Here is a 16,312-nt window from a genome sequence, read left to right on the forward strand (position 1 = left end):
TTTTATAAAAAAATTAAATAAATTTGCTATGTGTTATAATTTATAAGTTATAAGAAAACAAAACTATATAAGGAAAAAAAATGAAATCAATTAAATTAATGTTTCAGAGATCGACACAAAAGAAGAAATTAAATAACTCTGGATCTGGTAAGGTTCGTAAAGTGTTATCAAAAATTTCTGGTGCTTTTATGTTACCGATCTCCGTTATGTCTATTGCTGGTTTATTTTTAGGAATCGGTGCAGCAATTGCAACTGGTGCTGATGAAGGAAGCACTGCAAATATAATAGGTAATTTAGTTAAACAACTAGGAGACCCAGTTTTTGGTGCATTACCATTGTTATTTGCAACTGCCTTTGTGATTGCATTCACGGATGAAGCAGGAGTCGGAGTGTTTGCTACGATAATTGCCTTTTTAATCTTTACTGCTGTTCAGAGTGTCTTTATTTTTGATCATACAGTAAAGTATATGGGTAAGGAGTGATTTAATGGTGCATTACGAGATTCTGTAAAAACAAAAATAACTGGTTATACAATATTCTTTCAAGGAGCAGGACGTAATCCGCAAAACTTAGTTAAATTAGTTGGAACTACCTTAGGGATTAAGTCAATGCAAACTTCAGTATTTGGTGGGATAACAATCGGATTATTAGTGCAATGATTATATAATCGTTTTCACACCATACAACTCCCACAAGTTATTTCTTTCTTTGGTGGTAAAAGATTTGTTTCAATAGTTGCAATCCCTGCTGCATTTATTGTTGCAATCATCTTCTTAATTTTTTGACCATGGATTGGGGTTGGATTAAATGTTTTTGGAACAGCACTTGGAAAAGCTCCATATGGTATAGAATCACTTGTTTTTGGTATCATCGAAAGATCGTTAATTCCATTTGGATTACACCATGTATTCTATGCTCCATTATGATATTCAAGTGTTGGTGGAGATTTAAATACATCACTTGTTAATTGACAACAAGGATTACAAAAAGAAAATATTACATTAATTCCAGGTGATACATTAACTACATTAATAAAAGCTATTACTAAGGACCCTGATAAATACCAAGGTGATTCAACTGCTGCATTATCGCTTGTTGGGATGCCAAACAATATTGATTATACCTTGCAGCAAGCAGGTAAACCTGATTTGCATATATCTAAACAATTATTTGTCTTTGTCGCAGATGAATTAGGAACAAAGATAGGACGCTTTACTGATGGTAAGTTTGGATTTATGATTATAGCCCTTCCTGCAGCTGCAGCCGCTATGATTATGGCTGCTCCAAAAGAAAATCGTAAAGTTGCCTTAGGAACAGTGCTACCAGCCGGATTTACAGCAATGCTTACAGGTGTAACTGAACCAATCGAATTTACCTTCTTATTTTTAGCACCATATCTATTCTGAGGTTTCCATGCATTTATGGCTGGATTGTCATTTATGTTTGCTAACTTAGCTGGTGTGCATATTCCACAAGCATTCTCAGGTGGATTGTTAGACTTCTTTATTTATGGAGTAATAAATGTAGCAAAAGGAACTCATTTCTGATGAACACTTGTTATAGGTGCTGCTTATGCACCAGTATACTACTTTGTCTTCTACTTTGTAATTAAGAAATTCGATCTTGCTACTCCAGGACGTGGAGGGAATACTAAACTATTTACAAAAGCAGATTTTCAAAATAAAAATGCTCAAGTAAATGATGAAGCAGCAAGCGAAATAGATCCTACTGCCTTAGCAGTGGTTGAAGCATATGGTGGTTTAGAAAATATTACAGCTTTTAATAACTGTGCTTCTAGACTTAGATATGATGTTAAAGATGCAAGTAAGGTTGATGTTGATAAACTAAAGGCTGCTGGTGCATTTGGTGTAAAAATTGAAGGAAATAACCATGCACAAGCAATTATGGGTCCTGTTTCTGAGCAACTTAATGCTAAAATAAAATCGCAAAGAGAATTAATTGCTAAATATGAAGCAGAACATAAAGGACTAGAATTTGTTGCTCCTACAACATCACAATCACAGCCAAAAATAATTACTTCGGCTAAATCGCTTGAATTACATACTGCTGCTCGTGGAAAAATCTTGCCATTAGAAGATTTAAAAGACGGTATCTTTTCTGAAAAGATGCTTGGTAATGGTTTTGTAGTTAAATTTGATTCAACTACTGAAGGAAATGTTTATACACCTGCTGCTGGAACTATTGATTTAGTAGCAGACACCAAGCATGCATACGGAATCACAACAGATGAGGGTGTTAAATTGCTAGTTCATATTGGTCTTGATACCGTTAAATTGAATGGACAAGGATTTAAAGACTTAGTTAAAGTTGGTGATAAAGTAAAAATTGGTGATAAGCTTGCAAGTGTAGACTTAGAATTTATTAAATCACAAAACCTTCGCAGCGATGTTATTGTCGTTGTGCTGCATGAAGGAAGTATGTCAAACTTCGAAGTTTATAATAATTCTAAAGCTGACACCACAACTGAAATAGTCGGAATTGTCAGAAAGTAAAAAAAGATACTAACCGTATCTTTTTTTTATCTCTCATGGTTAATATGTTCATATTTATATGTAGTGAATTCTGCTTCTTGATGGATAATATTTTCTGGTATCAATTGGCTTTTATCAATGTATTCAAAATATGTATCACATTTATAAGTACCATTAATCACTGAAACATATACTTCCTTAGTTATTTGTCAATAATCTAAATATAAAAATCTTCCACCACAAATAAAAATATCCTTATCACATTTAAGCATCGCAGCAGTTGCTGGGCCTGAATCAAAGAAAACACGATGTGGTCGTAATTTTTTGTTTTCTGGTATCTCAAAAGGTTGATAATAGGTTAAAACTCAAATTTCCCGATTTGATGTATCAAAATCATCTGGCAAAGAAAAAAAAGTTCTTGCACCAAAAACCAAAACACTATTTTGAGTTATCTTATTAAAAACTTTTAATTCGCTTTTTGTCTTTCAAGGAAGATGGTTTTTATATCCAATGCAGTTTTTCTCATCAACTGCGACAATTAATTTAATCATAAAAATCCTTATCTGCTTTCCCGTTGGCTTTTCATCTTACAATTAATTGGTTATATTGTTCATAATTTTCACATTCTAAATATTCAAGTTGATCAGCATCATTACTAAAATCAAATTGTGGAGATGTATCGGTACTGGTATATTTATAATATCATTCTTTAACCAATCGAATATCTTCTTCAACTTCAGCATTATTAACATTAAAAGTATATGATTTGATTTTACGTTTATTTAAATCTACTGCTTGTGGGTTTAAATAATCACCTTGAGCATCGATTAAAAAAGCAGCAATAATTGAATAAGTTGTTATCGGTTTATTTAACTTTTTAGACATTAAATATGCATATAATTGTGCTTGCTTGCGATATGATGCATCAACACCCTCAATTTCTCATTTATCTTTTTTACTTTCACCAGCTGTTTTAATTTCTAAAATTCTATTTAGTGATGGAATATATCCATCTGGAACACCACTTAAAACATCATCAACACCTGCAAAATAATCATAATTGAAGTTTTTTGCTTCATAGTTTTCTATATACAAATTTGGTGATTTTGCTCTTAAAAGATCAAAGATTTTAGGTTCTAAAATAGTTCCGGCATTAATGTATTTTTTACTTAATACAGGTAATTTAAGTCTTGTGATATGACAGAAAGCATTAAATTGTGATTTATATTTATTTTCAATTAAAATATCACCAACACTGCTTCCTCCAATCTTTTTATACCCTCTGAATTTATCAAAAGTTTTTAATTCTGAATAAAATTCGGGTAGCAACTTAATTACCCTATTTTCCTTATCGATAATATAATGTTGTTTGTTAAAATATTTTCTTGCCATTTATTTAAAGAAATTTTTCACAATAGTATTTGCTGAAATTTCTACTCCTTTAAAATCTGCTTCCCATTCTTCATTAATCATAGTGTTTTGTGGGACAATATGGTCAAAACATATATTTACCAATTTATCAAAACTTGTTTCTGTTGAATTATCATCAACACCCACCACAAACTTATTAGCATCCATAAACTTTTCAATTCGAATTGATATCACACGACATTCGTCATCACTTTTTTTCAAAGTTGCTTCTAAATCCTTAACATTCTTTTTAAAGAAGTCTAATTCGTTTGGAAAGCGCAAATCATCTATTATAAATAAGGTGCTTTTGCTGCCCTTAATTGATTGTTTCACAGTTGCTTTTATTTTATCGAAGACACGTGCGCATCAGATGTTGCTATCGATGTTTCGACCTACTTCACCCATTGCAATTCATAACGGACGTACAATTTCTTTATTTATTCCATCTCATTTTATTTCATCTAAAATCGGTTTAGTAATACTTTTTATAGGTTCTGCAAAGGATAAAATATGTACATTGTTATCAAATTTTTTAGCTAACTTTTTAGATAATGCTTGTGTTAGCAATCCTTTTCCACTTCTTCTTTTTCCGTTAATTAAAACTATGGTATGTTTTCTCATCATTCTCCTTTTAATAAAATAGTGTTTTAATATTATATATATAAAATAAATTCTGTTATTTATTTATTATATTTTTTGATTTTTGGTTAATTAGATAACTTGTTTATAAAAATGTATAAAAATTTTTATACCTATGATATAGATAAATAAGTTTTAATAATATATAATAATAAATTAAGTTAATATTCTTAAAATAACATATTTACCTAGTATATAGCACAAAAAGAAAATATAAATAATATGGAAATTTTGCAGAACCATTTTTATTAAGGTGTACACAGTCATTAGAGTCTTTAGATAATATAAAAATCTTTTTTAATTATATAAGCAACATTATTCATACAGAATTCATAACATCAATAATTTCTAATATCTAAATATTTTACCAAATCCATATAAAAATAATTTTATTTGTTAAAATTTAAATATATAAAGGAAAATAAATGACATTAACACAACTTATAAAAGCAGAATTAATTAATATTGTTAAAAAACTACAAGAATCACATTATTTTGATGTAGATTTTAATGCAGATGATTTAAATTTTATCTTAGGTGAACCTAATTTACCTGTAAAAACAAGTTCGGTTGCAAAAAGATATGATTTATCAACTAATTTAGCATTTGTTTTAAAAGCATATAAAAAAATAAATCCAATGAAAATAGCAGAATGTCTCGTTGAAAAGTTAGCAAATTCATTTAAATTTATTTATCAAGTTGATATAGCTCCACCAGGTTTTTTAAATATTGTTTTAAATGATTCTGCTTTTATTTATATAATATCAAATATCTTAGAGCAAAAATCTTTGTATGCAAAAAATCAAGTAGATGGACAAAAGATAAATGTAGAATATGTCTCTGCTAACCCGACAGGTTTTTTGCATGTTGGTCATGTGCGTGGTGCGGTTTTTGGAAGTACTTTAATTAATGTTTTAAGGCATATTGGATATAATGTTGAATCTGAATATTATATAAATGATGCCGGAAATCAAATTAATATCTTAGTTGATTCATTATATGTGCGTTATGCAGCATTGTTTGGTAAAAATCTTAAAATCTCAGATGAATGCTATCAAGGTAATGATATCATATGAGTAGCACAGCAGGTTAAAGAAAGTTATAATGATTACTTTTTGGATCTTAATACAAATAAACGTAGTGAACTTGAAAACCTTGCTGTTGAGATATTGTTGAATAAAATAAAAGATGATTTAGCAAAACTTAACATTCATATTGATACTTTTACATCTGAAAATTCTCTATATGAGCAAGATATGATTAAACCAGTATTGGAAAAATTAGCTTCATATACATATTTAAAAGATGGTGCATTATTTTTAAAAACTAGTGATTTTGGTGATGATAAAGATCGTGTGTTAGTTAAATCAGATGCAAGTAATACTTATTTATTACCTGATATTGCATATCATTTGACTAAAATAAAAAAAGCAAGTCGTTTAATAAACATCTGAGGTGCAGATCATTCTGGTTATGTTGCTCGGATGAAAATCGCTTTTCAGTGTTTAGGATATAATCCGAAAAATCTAGAAGTGCTAATTATTCAACTAGTTAGATTGATAAAAGATGGTAGTGAATTTAAAATGTCTAAAAGAGCAGGGACATCAGTTACTTTAGCAGACCTTTTAGATGTAAGTTCATCTGATGCGATTCGTTTTATGATGCTAACTAGAGAAATATCAAATAAATTTGATTTTGATATAGATTATGCTAATTCAAATGATACAAATAACCCTGTATTTTTAGTCCAATACACTTATTCACGCATTGTTTCGTTACTTAAGAAGATTAAAAAACCACATTTAAATAACACTGCCAAATTTACTGATAAGGCTAAAAAAATCATTATAACACTTGATTTATTTTCAGATTTAATTAAAACGATTTCTGTGACATCAAAAGTAAATTTATTAAGTCAATATTTGCTTAATTTGGTAAAATTATTTAACAGTTTTTATGAACAAACATATATTCAAACAAATGAACAAGAAGAATCATATGCAGCAATGATTGAATCAATAAGAATTGTAATGAAAATTGCTTTAGATTTAATGGGTGTAAATGCACCTGAGCAAATGTAATTGATTCCATATTTTGTTATAATCAAAGTGATTAAATATTTAAAAAAAACAAATAAATATATAAAATAAAAAAGGAGAAATTATGAAAAATACTACAATGTTAGAAGTAGCGATTGAAAAAGTTAACTCTAATCCACTTTATTCATTCACATTCGCAGAACTTTTTGATGCAGTTGAAAAAGAATTAAAGGATAACTGATACTTTAGATTTGTCAAAGGTGAACCTAATTTACCTTATGAAAAAGTTCGTGAAACCAAAATGGGTGAGCTTTATCGTTTGTTAACAGTAGATAAAAGATTTCACAGAAACATAGATGGTAGCTGAAGAGCTGCAAATTAAGGAGAATTATGCCATTAGTAAATGCAAAGGAAATGCTACATAAAGCAAAAGAAGGAAAATATGCGATTCCACATATAAATATTAACAACCTTGAATGAGCAAAAGCTGTGCTTTTAACAGCTGAGGCTGAAAAATCACCAGTGATTATTGCAACTTCTGAAGGAGCAATTAAATATATGGGTGGATTTAATGTTGTTTCAGGAATGATGTTAGGATTGGTTCAGGATTTAAATATTAGTGTTCCAGTCGCATTACATTTAGATCATGGAACATTTGAAGGAGCAAAAAAAGCAATTGCTACCGAAGCATACACTTCATTAATGTTTGATGGATCGCATCTTGATTTTGAAGAAAACTACTCAAAAACCAAGGAATTAGTTGAATTAGCAAAAGAAAAAAATATGTCATTTGAAGCTGAAGTAGGAACCATCGGGGGTGAAGAAGATGGGATTGTAGGAAACGGAGAATTCGCTGATCCTGAACAAGCTCGTAAGATGGCAACACTCGGAATCGATGTCTTAGCAGCCGGAATCGGAAATATTCACGGACCATATCCAGCAAGTTGAAAATCACTTAGTTTTGAAACTTTAACTAAAATTTCATCAGCAGCAGGAATAGGGATTGTATTACATGGAGGCAGTGGAATTCCAAGTGAACAAATTAAAAAAGCTATTTCTTTAGGTGTAACTAAAATTAATGTTAATACCGAACTACAACAAGCAAATCATAAAGCAATTCGTGAATTCATCATATCTGGAGAAGATTTAAAAGGTAAAAACTTTGATCCACGTAAATTATACAAACCAGGTTATGATGCAATGTGTCAAACAGTTCGTGATAAAATTTATGAATTTGGTTCAAACAATAAAGCATAAACTAACGAAAGTTAGTTTTTTTTATCCCTTTGGTCCCGGGATAAAAAAATCACATTACTGTGATTGTTCGATAGGATTACATTCATCGGTGCAACTTTCTGCATGTTTGCATTTAGGGAAGTTTTTGCAACCGATGAATTTTTGACCTTTTTTATTATTACGAATCAGCAAGGTTCCGCTGCAAAGTGGACAAGGACGTTTTAGTTCTTCTAATTTAAATTGCACAACATCAATTTTACCCTCTGCTTTAACAATTTCTTTTTGAAAATTATCTCAAAAAGATTGCATTAATTGATTCTTGTTTAGTTGTGATTCGGCTACCTTATCAAGATCTTCTTCAATTGCTGCGGTGTATTTTTCGTTAAAAATATCTGGAAAAGCTTTAATTAATGTATCATTGACTTTCATTCCAAAATCAGTCGGGATAAGTTGTGTTGAATTTGTTTCAACAAATCCACGATCTTTAATAATATTAACAGTTGAAGCAAATGTTGAAGGTCGCCCAACTTTGATAATATCAAGCATTTCAATTAAACTACCATCATTATATCTCGGAGCAGGCTTAGTTTCATGATCTTCAAAATTAAAACTTTCAACATCTACTTGCTGATGAAGTTTATAATTTGGATCTTTGTTATCATTTTCATAACCAGAAACTACATAATATCCATCGAAAATAACTTTTGAATAAGTTTGTCGAAATTGATATCCGTTGTTATCAAATGTATATGCTTTTGATTCACGAATTGGTTGTTTTATTAGTGCCTGCAAGGTGGTTTCGTAAATCAACTTATAAATTCTTAACTCCGATTCACTGATATTAGGATATGTTTGTTTTAGTAGTTGCGGTGTCATAGATACATCAGTTGGTCGAATCGCTTCATGAGCATCTTGGTCACCACTAAATCCTTTTATTTCACTAGCTACATAGTCTTTGCTTCATTTTGTAGTTATATAACTTTGTGCATTTGATACAAATGAAGCAGACATACGGGTTGAATCGGTTCTTGGATAAGAAATTAATCCACCGTCACCAAAACCTTCATATAATCTTTGCACAATAGCCTGGGTTGTTGCAGCACTAAACGGACTCTTTTTATATAAAACAGATTGTTTTAGTGGGGTAATAGCACCGATTTTACGTTTGGAAACATTAATATCAGTAACCGTTAAAATTTTCTTAGTTTTTTTAATATCAGCTTTATATTGATCAATTTGACTCGGATAAATTCAATCACGATGTTCTGAATCATTTTTTGGATTGAAATAATTTGCTAAAACTTCATTATTAACAAGTTTTGCATTTAATTTATAGTATTTTTCAGGGATAAAAGCTTGTATTTCTCGTTCACGGTCTACAACTAATTTTAGAGCAATTGACTGCACACGTCCTGCAGTAGGTGTGCCGGGAGAATTTTTAAACTTATTTTTAATTAAATTAGTTACTCTAAAACCGATAATGCGATCAAGCATACGACGTGATTTTTGTGCAGCAACTAAATCATTATCAAGTGAGTTTGGTTTTTGAATCGCATGTTTTATAGCATCCTTGGTAATTTCATTATATTTTATTCTTGAATATTTGTTTTCAAGTTTAAAATAGGAAATCAAATGACTTCCGATTGCTTCTCCTTCGCGGTCTGGGTCAGTTGCAATATAAATATGTTCTGCTTGCTTAACTAACTCGTTAATATCTTTTACTACCTTTTTCTTAGTTGAATCTAATGAATATTTTGGTTCTCAATTTTCAAAATCAATTCCAAGTCCATAAATACCTTCGGTTTTCATTTTCAAAAAATGTCCAACTGAAGCAACTACTTTATATTCATCACCCAAATATTTTTGGATGGTTTGAACTTTATTAGGGGACTCGACTATTACTAAATTTTTCATATTCAATAATAATACAATATTTTGCAAGAAAAATTTAAAAATTTATAGAAATTTATATAATCACTTTCTATAAATTTTTGTTGATTTATGCAATAATAAATATTACAATTTAATATTTTAATGACAATTATTTGTAAATTTTTTATTTGAGTAAAATTTAAATTTACAAATAACACTAAATTACAGAACTTTTATCCCTTTGATACAGGATTATAAGAATATAAAGTATAAAGCAACCTGTCTATAAATTTAATTTATATTATAGTAACAAAACACAAGAAAATGATAAAATTAATTATGAGTATTATATTAGATACTCCTTGGCAAATTTAGCCCAGTAAAGACCATAAGGAGAAAAATGTTTAAATACGAAATTATGATGATCGTGAATCCAAAAGCGGATGTAAAAGTTGCTTTTGACTTGCTTTCAGAAGTTTTCGGCAAGGGTATAAAAAAAGCTGAAAAACTAGAAAGACACGAATTAGCATATGAAATCAATAAATCAAAACATGCACAATATGTTTTAGCACATGTAGAGGCAGATGCCAAAGCACCTGCAGAATTTACCCGTCGGGCAAATATTATTAAAGATATTTGAAGAACATTGTTAATTAACTTAGATACTGAAAGAGGGATGCATCCAAAAAAAGAAGTAAAACAATCTAAACCAAAAAGAACATATGTAAAAAGAGAAGTTAAAGTTAACGAGGAAAGTGAAAAACCTAGAAGACGTCCAAGAGTTAGTAAACCAGCTGAAACATCTATAAATAAGTAAAAGGTAATTATGAACAGAGTAATTTTAATCGGAAGAACAACTACAAATATTGAATTAAATACTACATCATCAGGTGTTGCTTGAGTAAGATTTACACTTGCAGTAACACGCAGAAGCCAAAGTCGCAATGAAATAACTGATTTTATTCCTATTGTTGCATTTTCACATTCAGCAATTTTGTTAAAAAATTCAGTTCCAAAAGGAACCTTAATTGCTGTAGAAGGTAATTTACAATCAAGTTCTTATCAGTCACGTACATCGAATCAAACAATCAGAAGTTTGGATGTGCATTTAGATACTTTTTACTTCTTAGAATCAAAACGTGTTACTGATGAACGTGCTAAAAATCGTTCTTCTGATGATTTTATTGGCACTAGTCCATTTACTGGTACCAGTTCATATCCAAAAAATACTTATTCACCGGAAAAAGTTGAACCAATATCATCACAGTCATTTTCACCAAATCCTGTAGTTGAAGAGTACCCAAATAAAAAACCAATTGAAGAAAAATTACACGATTTAGGTGATTTAGAATCAGATGTTAATGATGATATTGATATATTTTAGTTAAACCAAGGAGATTTATGGCTTACATTAAACGTAAAAAGAACTTCTCAAATAGAAAAAAAGTATGTGCTTTCTGTGAAGAAAAAGTTAATTATGTAGATTTTAAAAATGTTGAATTATTATTCAAATATATTTCTGGAACTGGATCAATTAAATCAAAATCAATGACCGGAACTTGTGCAAAACACCAAAGAAAGGTTGCTAATGCAATTAAAAGAGCCAGATTTATGGCCTTAATGCCTTATACAATCGTTCGCACACGTAATTTATCAAAATAATATAATATCCCAATAAAATACAGCAAACAGCTGTGTTTTTTATAAAAAAATAATATAATTAAGAATATTAACATTAAAAGGAGATTTAATGAAATTTAAAAAAATATTCTTAAGTTTAGGAGCAGTTTCAGCAACGGTTGCATCAGTAACTGTTGCTGTTGCTTGTCATCCAGAAACTCACGAAAATGCTAAAATTGATTTTAAAAGCATCAGAGTAAATTCAAACATTTGAAATAGCATTTCGGCTGAAAAAGATGCAATGACATTAGGACAATACCGTTCGGCACAAAAACAATTTGATGCTATGGTGCAAGGACAAAAAACATTATTTGATACTGATAAAGTAAAGGTAACAGATAAATCAGTAACTGTTACTAATCCAGAAACAGGTAAAGCAATTCCGGTTGTATTTATGGATATCGATGAAACCATTTTAAATAATTTTGGATATCAAAATTATTTAACTGCTAATGGACTTTCATTTAGTCCTAAAACATGACATCAATTTGTTACTGATGAAGTATCAACAGCAATTGCTGGCGCAATTGATTTTATTAAATATGTATGAAATCACGGTGGAGTTGTAATGTATAATTCTAATCGTGACCAAGCAACTGAATTAGATGCAACTATTTCAAATCTTGAAAAAGCAGGATTAGATGCTAAATACCTACCTAAATGAGCATTCTGAATGCAAGGGGTAGACTTATCTAATGCTAAACCTTGAACAGCAATTGACAAAACTAAAGTTAAAGATTCAAAAGGTAATGTTGTAAAAGAAAAAGTAACTGTTACTGAAAAACAAGCAGACGGAAGTGAAAAAACAGTTGAAAAAGAAGTTGATAAAGAAAAAGTTGTTAACTCTAATAAAGAAGCAAGAATGAACCTTGTAAATAGTAAAGGATGAGATTTATCAGGTGAAAACTCTGATAATGGTAGTTTCGGAAATAATGTTGCTTTAAAAACTGTAATGCGTATTGGGGATAACTTTGATGATTTTAACGATATTGCTAGTCATGGACTTTTAAACATCAATCAAAATAAAGAAAATGATAAAAAACAAGATCGTAAAGGTGTTTTAGAACAAACAGGTAAATTATTTGGTAACTTTGATGCAAATGTTAAAGGTGTTATGTTTACCAAAGACGACAATGGAAATCCGGTTGCATCAAATGAAGCATGATCAGAGTCATATGTTTTAATCGGTGGTAATTCATCATATGGAGGTTTTGAAAGTGGTATAATGAAAGATTACTATAAAAATGTTGCAACAAAACCAAATGATGCTCAAAAAGCTATTTATGAAGCTTTAAAACCATTTACTTGAGATCCTAATAAGAAAGCAAATGAAACAACTCAAAATAAAGCAAAATAAGTCAATTTTAAAATCATCAATTGGGTGATTTTTAAAATATTAATTTTTTATACTATATATAAGCAAAAAAAAGAAAATAAAAAAATTTACATAATTTTACTATTTTAATATAATTACTTAGCAATACATCAAGACAGTAACGGCAAAATTGCTTAATTATGTTACCGAGTGTATCCTTAAGATTGCTCTTGTATTGCTTAATTATGCGAAAGGGGGCATTATGTCAGAATCAAAATTTAAGTTAGCTAAAAGAGAAGTTGTTCTAGAAATCTCACAAAAGATTCAAGAATCACAAGCACTTGCTTTTGCTGAATACCGTGGTTTGTCAGTTTCTGAATTAGAAAATTTAAGAAATGAAGCTACTAAATTAGGTGTTGAAGTTAAAGTATATAAAAATCGCTTATTTAAACTTGCAGCAAAAGCAGCAGGTTTAGGTGATTTAGACCAATTTCTTGTAGGTCCAAACATCTTTGTTTTTTCAAAAAACGATGAAATGTCAGCAGCAAAATTACTTACAGCATTTGCTAAAAAACATAAATTAATGGTAATTAAAGCCGGAACCTTCGATGGTAAAGTTGTTGATGCTAAAGGTGTTAAAGATGTTGCGACATTACCTACATACGATGAAGCACTTGCTATTCTTGCAAGATCATTGATGTCACCATTACAACAACTAGGTATGGCACTTAAAATGTATGCAGAAAATTTACCTGCTACAGAATAATATAATAAATAAAATATCAAATAAACGAAAGGAATATATTATGGCAAAATTAACTAAAGAAACATTTGTAGAATCATTAAAAGAAATGTCTATTAAAGAAGTAATGGAACTTGTAGAAGCAATGAAAGAAGCATTCGGAATTGATCCAATGGCCGCTATGGCAGTAGCTGCTGCCCCAGCAGAAGCTGCAGTTGAAGAAAAAACAAGTTTCAAAGTTGTATTAAAATCAGATGGTGGAAAGAAAGTTCAAGTTATTAAAGCTGTTCAATCAGTTTTAGGTGTTGGACTTATGGATGCTAAAAAAGTTGTTGATGCACTTCCTGCTGTAGTTAAAGAAAATGTTAACTCAGATGAAGCTGAATCAATTAAAGCAACATTAGTTGCTGCTGGTGCAGAAGTTTCAGTAGAATAATGAAATAACATTAATACCGTTTTAAAGTAGGAATAAAAGATTAACAACTAATTATGTTAATCTTTTTTTCTGCTTTATAATTTCTTATCACTATATTTTTATTATAACAATATCAAATCAAAAACAAGAAAATAATAATTTTTCATATAAATTTTTAATTTTTTCAGACATTTAATAAGTTAATTATTTATTCATTATTTATAGTTTATAATATATAAATATGAATTCATTAGAAAAAATTATAAATAAAATTCATCTAGGAAATAACCTTGACTTGTTTAAACAAATACCAGATAAAAGTATTGACTTAATCTTTGCTGATCCTCCTTATAATATGAATTTGCAAAAACAATTATATCGATATGATGGAAGTGTTTTTGATGGAGTTAATGATGCTTGAGATAAATATGAGTCATTAGAACATTATGATACTGAAACTAAAAAATGACTAATAGAAAGTTTAAGAGTTTTAAAAGATAGTGGTTCTCTATGAGTTATTGGTTCATATCAAAATATTCATCGTTTAGGATACTTATTACAAGATTTAGGGGCATGAATAATTAAAGAAATTGTTTGAGAAAAAAGTAATCCTGTACCAAACTTTGCTGGAACAAGATTTGTTAATGCACAAGAAACTTTATTATGAGTTACTAAAACTAAAAATGCTAAGTATACCTTTAATTATAAAACAATGAAACATCTAAATGGTAATTTACAGATGAAATCCATATGACGTTTTCCAATATGTAATGGTAATGAACGCTTAAAAGATGTAAATGGTAAAAAAATTCATTCGACTCAAAAACCACTTGTGTTATTAGAACGAATTATTTTAGCCACTTCTAATGTGGGTGATGTTATTTTAGATCCTTTTTCGGGAACCGGGACCACAGCACATGCTGCCAAAAAACTTGGTAGAAATTATATTGCTTTTGAGCAAGATCCAAAATATTATCAAGCAAGTGTCGATAGACTTGCATCTGTAACAGAAGATAATGATCACAATGATTTAAAATTTGCAATATATGATCATAAACCTAACAAAGTTACTTTTAAAGAGTTAATTTCAAATGGTTATCTTGATATAAAAATTCCGATAAGAATTTATAATTTCCAACAGGATTTATATTTTAATAACCAAGGACAAATTTTATATAATAATGTTTGATATACCCCAAATGCGCTTTGTAAAAAGTTGTTTAATAAACCAACAAATGCATGAGAGAATATAAGTTATCAAGGAGAAAAATTATCTTCGCTTCGCGAAAAATATAGACAAGAAAATTAATCTTGTCTATATTTTAAAATTTTTAAAATTCTTTGATCGATTTTTTTAACTAAATCACCTGTATTGATAATGTGTTCAAAGATAAGAGTGTTTATATAGTTATTGCTCACTATTTCATGATTAAATTCAACAATTTGTTGCTTTAAAGTATTTCAATGTTTTGATAAGTTTAAATATTCAAATAATTGATCACCGTATAAAACCTTTGCATCTTTAAGATTTAAATGATCTTGGAGTTTATTTAGTTCATTTTTATAAAAATTATAATTTTTGTTCTGACTTGGATCTATAAAATAAAGCAAAACAACAATGTTTGAATAAGAACTTGAATAATTAGTTACTTTTGACATTAAATTTTGAATTTGTCCACGTTTTTTGGTGCTATCATGATTATCTCTGATTTTGATTTCACCGATATAAATAGTATTATTCATCTCAAAGACTAAATCAATATTTGATGTTTGATCATTTTTGTTTAAAGTTGCTCCATTTTCAAATAAGAAAAAATTGATAACATCTTCAAGAAAATACCCATATCTGATGTTTTTAGTATTACTTATACATCCATAAACATATTCATAAATATCATTTGGACAATGATAAATATCTTGTTTTATCTGATTGGTAGTTATTTTTGATGTAAAATAACTACCAATTGATTTAAAATGCTTATCAAATAAGGATTGGATTTGTTGTTTGTTCATAAGATAATGAGCAGATATAGAATGTACAATTTGTTGATATATTTAAAACCCATCTCGGTTCTAATCTATCATCTCTGTTAAATAATTCGTTAATTATAAATCCATTTTGATTCATTAAGGTTTTAATATCATCGGGAGTATAAAAACGATTTTTAATTTTAGTGTCATAATGAATGTTAGTTAATATTTTCTCTTTTGAAAATAAGGGTAATTTATATATATGTTTTCTCATTCAAAATTGCGTATATTCTTTTGTAGAAAACATATTATGTAGAGTGAAGATGAATTTTGAATTATGATGCATCATTGATTTGATATTTTTAATGGTATTCAACACTTTTCTTCTGTATATAATGTTAGAAAAACCGTTGAAAGAAAAGAGAATTAAGTCAAACTTTTGTGCTCCTGCATTTCCCACTTAAGTGGGATTTTTTATTTGATTATTTAACTCTCTTATAT

17 protein-coding genes are annotated in these 16,312 nt (G+C 29.1%); 11 read left to right on the forward strand and 6 right to left on the reverse strand.

Translation table 4 applies throughout. The annotated features are described in order from the left end of the window. The first annotated feature begins 80 nt into the window (after window positions 1-80). Window positions 81-2,513: a PTS transporter subunit IIABC gene (locus ACXYRQ_RS03385; protein WP_458614128.1), complete on the forward strand. Its 2,433-nt coding sequence runs from the start codon at window positions 81-83 to the stop codon at window positions 2,511-2,513. Window positions 2,514-2,539: 26 nt separating this feature from the next. Here the strand turns inward: ACXYRQ_RS03385 and ACXYRQ_RS03390 are convergent, their stop codons facing one another. Genes ACXYRQ_RS03390 through ACXYRQ_RS03400 form a run of 3 tightly spaced genes read right to left on the reverse strand, consistent with a single transcriptional unit; the run spans window position 2,540 to window position 4,523 of the window. Next, window positions 2,540-3,043: a dihydrofolate reductase gene (locus ACXYRQ_RS03390; protein WP_458597521.1), complete on the reverse strand. Its 504-nt coding sequence runs from the start codon at window positions 3,041-3,043 to the stop codon at window positions 2,540-2,542. After that, complete coding sequence (locus tag ACXYRQ_RS03395) at window positions 3,036-3,884, reverse strand: MAGa7180 family putative nuclease (protein ID WP_458597520.1); 849 nt, start codon at window positions 3,882-3,884, stop codon at window positions 3,036-3,038. The genes ACXYRQ_RS03390 and ACXYRQ_RS03395 overlap by 8 nt, the downstream gene beginning before the upstream one ends. Beyond that, entirely contained in the window at window positions 3,885-4,523 is a 639-nt protein-coding gene (locus ACXYRQ_RS03400; RefSeq protein WP_458597519.1) for a hypothetical protein, read from the reverse strand. A gap of 443 nt (window positions 4,524-4,966) precedes the next feature. Between ACXYRQ_RS03400 and argS the strand changes: the two genes are divergently transcribed. The 3 genes from argS to fba all read left to right on the forward strand — a co-directional run bounded on the left by argS (window position 4,967) and on the right by fba (window position 7,837). Beyond that, the gene (argS, locus tag ACXYRQ_RS03405; RefSeq protein ID WP_458614823.1) at window positions 4,967-6,622 is read left to right on the forward strand and encodes an arginine--tRNA ligase; all 1,656 of its coding nucleotides are present in this window, start codon (window positions 4,967-4,969) and stop codon (window positions 6,620-6,622) included. Window positions 6,623-6,704: 82 nt separating this feature from the next. Next, window positions 6,705-6,962, forward strand: coding sequence for a DNA-directed RNA polymerase subunit delta (rpoE, locus tag ACXYRQ_RS03410; protein WP_435129364.1), 258 nt, complete (start codon window positions 6,705-6,707; stop codon window positions 6,960-6,962). 8 nt (window positions 6,963-6,970) lie between these two features. After that, window positions 6,971-7,837 (forward strand): class II fructose-1,6-bisphosphate aldolase, encoded by an 867-nt coding sequence (fba, locus tag ACXYRQ_RS03415; protein ID WP_458597517.1) that lies wholly within the window; start codon window positions 6,971-6,973, stop codon window positions 7,835-7,837. A gap of 54 nt (window positions 7,838-7,891) precedes the next feature. Here fba and topA read toward each other — a convergent pair whose 3' ends face one another. Next, window positions 7,892-9,730 carry a type I DNA topoisomerase gene (gene topA / locus ACXYRQ_RS03420; protein ID WP_458614824.1) on the reverse strand — a complete coding sequence of 613 codons (1,839 nt, stop codon included), beginning with the start codon at window positions 9,728-9,730 and terminating at the stop codon, window positions 7,892-7,894. A 358-nt stretch (window positions 9,731-10,088) separates the two neighbouring features. On the opposite strand from topA, the gene rpsF reads away from it, so the two are divergent. From rpsF to ACXYRQ_RS03455, 7 genes are all read left to right on the forward strand, one after another. Then, window positions 10,089-10,505: a 30S ribosomal protein S6 gene (gene rpsF / locus ACXYRQ_RS03425; protein WP_458597515.1), complete on the forward strand. Its 417-nt coding sequence runs from the start codon at window positions 10,089-10,091 to the stop codon at window positions 10,503-10,505. A gap of 9 nt (window positions 10,506-10,514) precedes the next feature. Further along, the gene (locus ACXYRQ_RS03430; protein WP_458607551.1) at window positions 10,515-11,072 is read left to right on the forward strand and encodes a single-stranded DNA-binding protein; all 558 of its coding nucleotides are present in this window, start codon (window positions 10,515-10,517) and stop codon (window positions 11,070-11,072) included. A 17-nt stretch (window positions 11,073-11,089) separates the two neighbouring features. Then, on the forward strand, window positions 11,090-11,350 hold the full coding sequence (rpsR, locus tag ACXYRQ_RS03435) for a 30S ribosomal protein S18 (RefSeq protein WP_458597513.1): 261 nt from the start codon (window positions 11,090-11,092) through the stop codon (window positions 11,348-11,350). An 88-nt stretch (window positions 11,351-11,438) separates the two neighbouring features. Beyond that, the gene (locus tag ACXYRQ_RS03440; protein ID WP_458614825.1) at window positions 11,439-12,725 is read left to right on the forward strand and encodes an HAD family acid phosphatase; all 1,287 of its coding nucleotides are present in this window, start codon (window positions 11,439-11,441) and stop codon (window positions 12,723-12,725) included. 220 nt (window positions 12,726-12,945) lie between these two features. After that, a complete protein-coding gene (rplJ, locus tag ACXYRQ_RS03445) occupies window positions 12,946-13,449 on the forward strand; it encodes a 50S ribosomal protein L10 (RefSeq protein WP_435129389.1) in 504 nt (167 codons plus the stop codon). A gap of 40 nt (window positions 13,450-13,489) precedes the next feature. Further along, entirely contained in the window at window positions 13,490-13,861 is a 372-nt protein-coding gene (rplL, locus tag ACXYRQ_RS03450) for a 50S ribosomal protein L7/L12 (RefSeq protein WP_458597510.1), read from the forward strand. A 220-nt stretch (window positions 13,862-14,081) separates the two neighbouring features. Beyond that, window positions 14,082-15,149: a DNA-methyltransferase gene (locus tag ACXYRQ_RS03455; protein WP_458614826.1), complete on the forward strand. Its 1,068-nt coding sequence runs from the start codon at window positions 14,082-14,084 to the stop codon at window positions 15,147-15,149. Here ACXYRQ_RS03455 and ACXYRQ_RS03460 read toward each other — a convergent pair. Together ACXYRQ_RS03460 and ACXYRQ_RS03465 are read right to left on the reverse strand one after the other, a co-directional pair. Continuing rightward, complete coding sequence (locus tag ACXYRQ_RS03460; protein WP_458607547.1) at window positions 15,146-15,853, reverse strand: hypothetical protein; 708 nt, start codon at window positions 15,851-15,853, stop codon at window positions 15,146-15,148. The genes ACXYRQ_RS03455 and ACXYRQ_RS03460 overlap by 4 nt on opposite strands. Beyond that, complete coding sequence (locus ACXYRQ_RS03465; RefSeq protein ID WP_458614827.1) at window positions 15,819-16,271, reverse strand: hypothetical protein; 453 nt, start codon at window positions 16,269-16,271, stop codon at window positions 15,819-15,821. The genes ACXYRQ_RS03460 and ACXYRQ_RS03465 overlap by 35 nt, the downstream gene beginning before the upstream one ends. Window positions 16,272-16,312: the final 41 nt, after the last annotated feature.

Source organism: Mycoplasma sp. 394 (assembly GCF_054353895.1).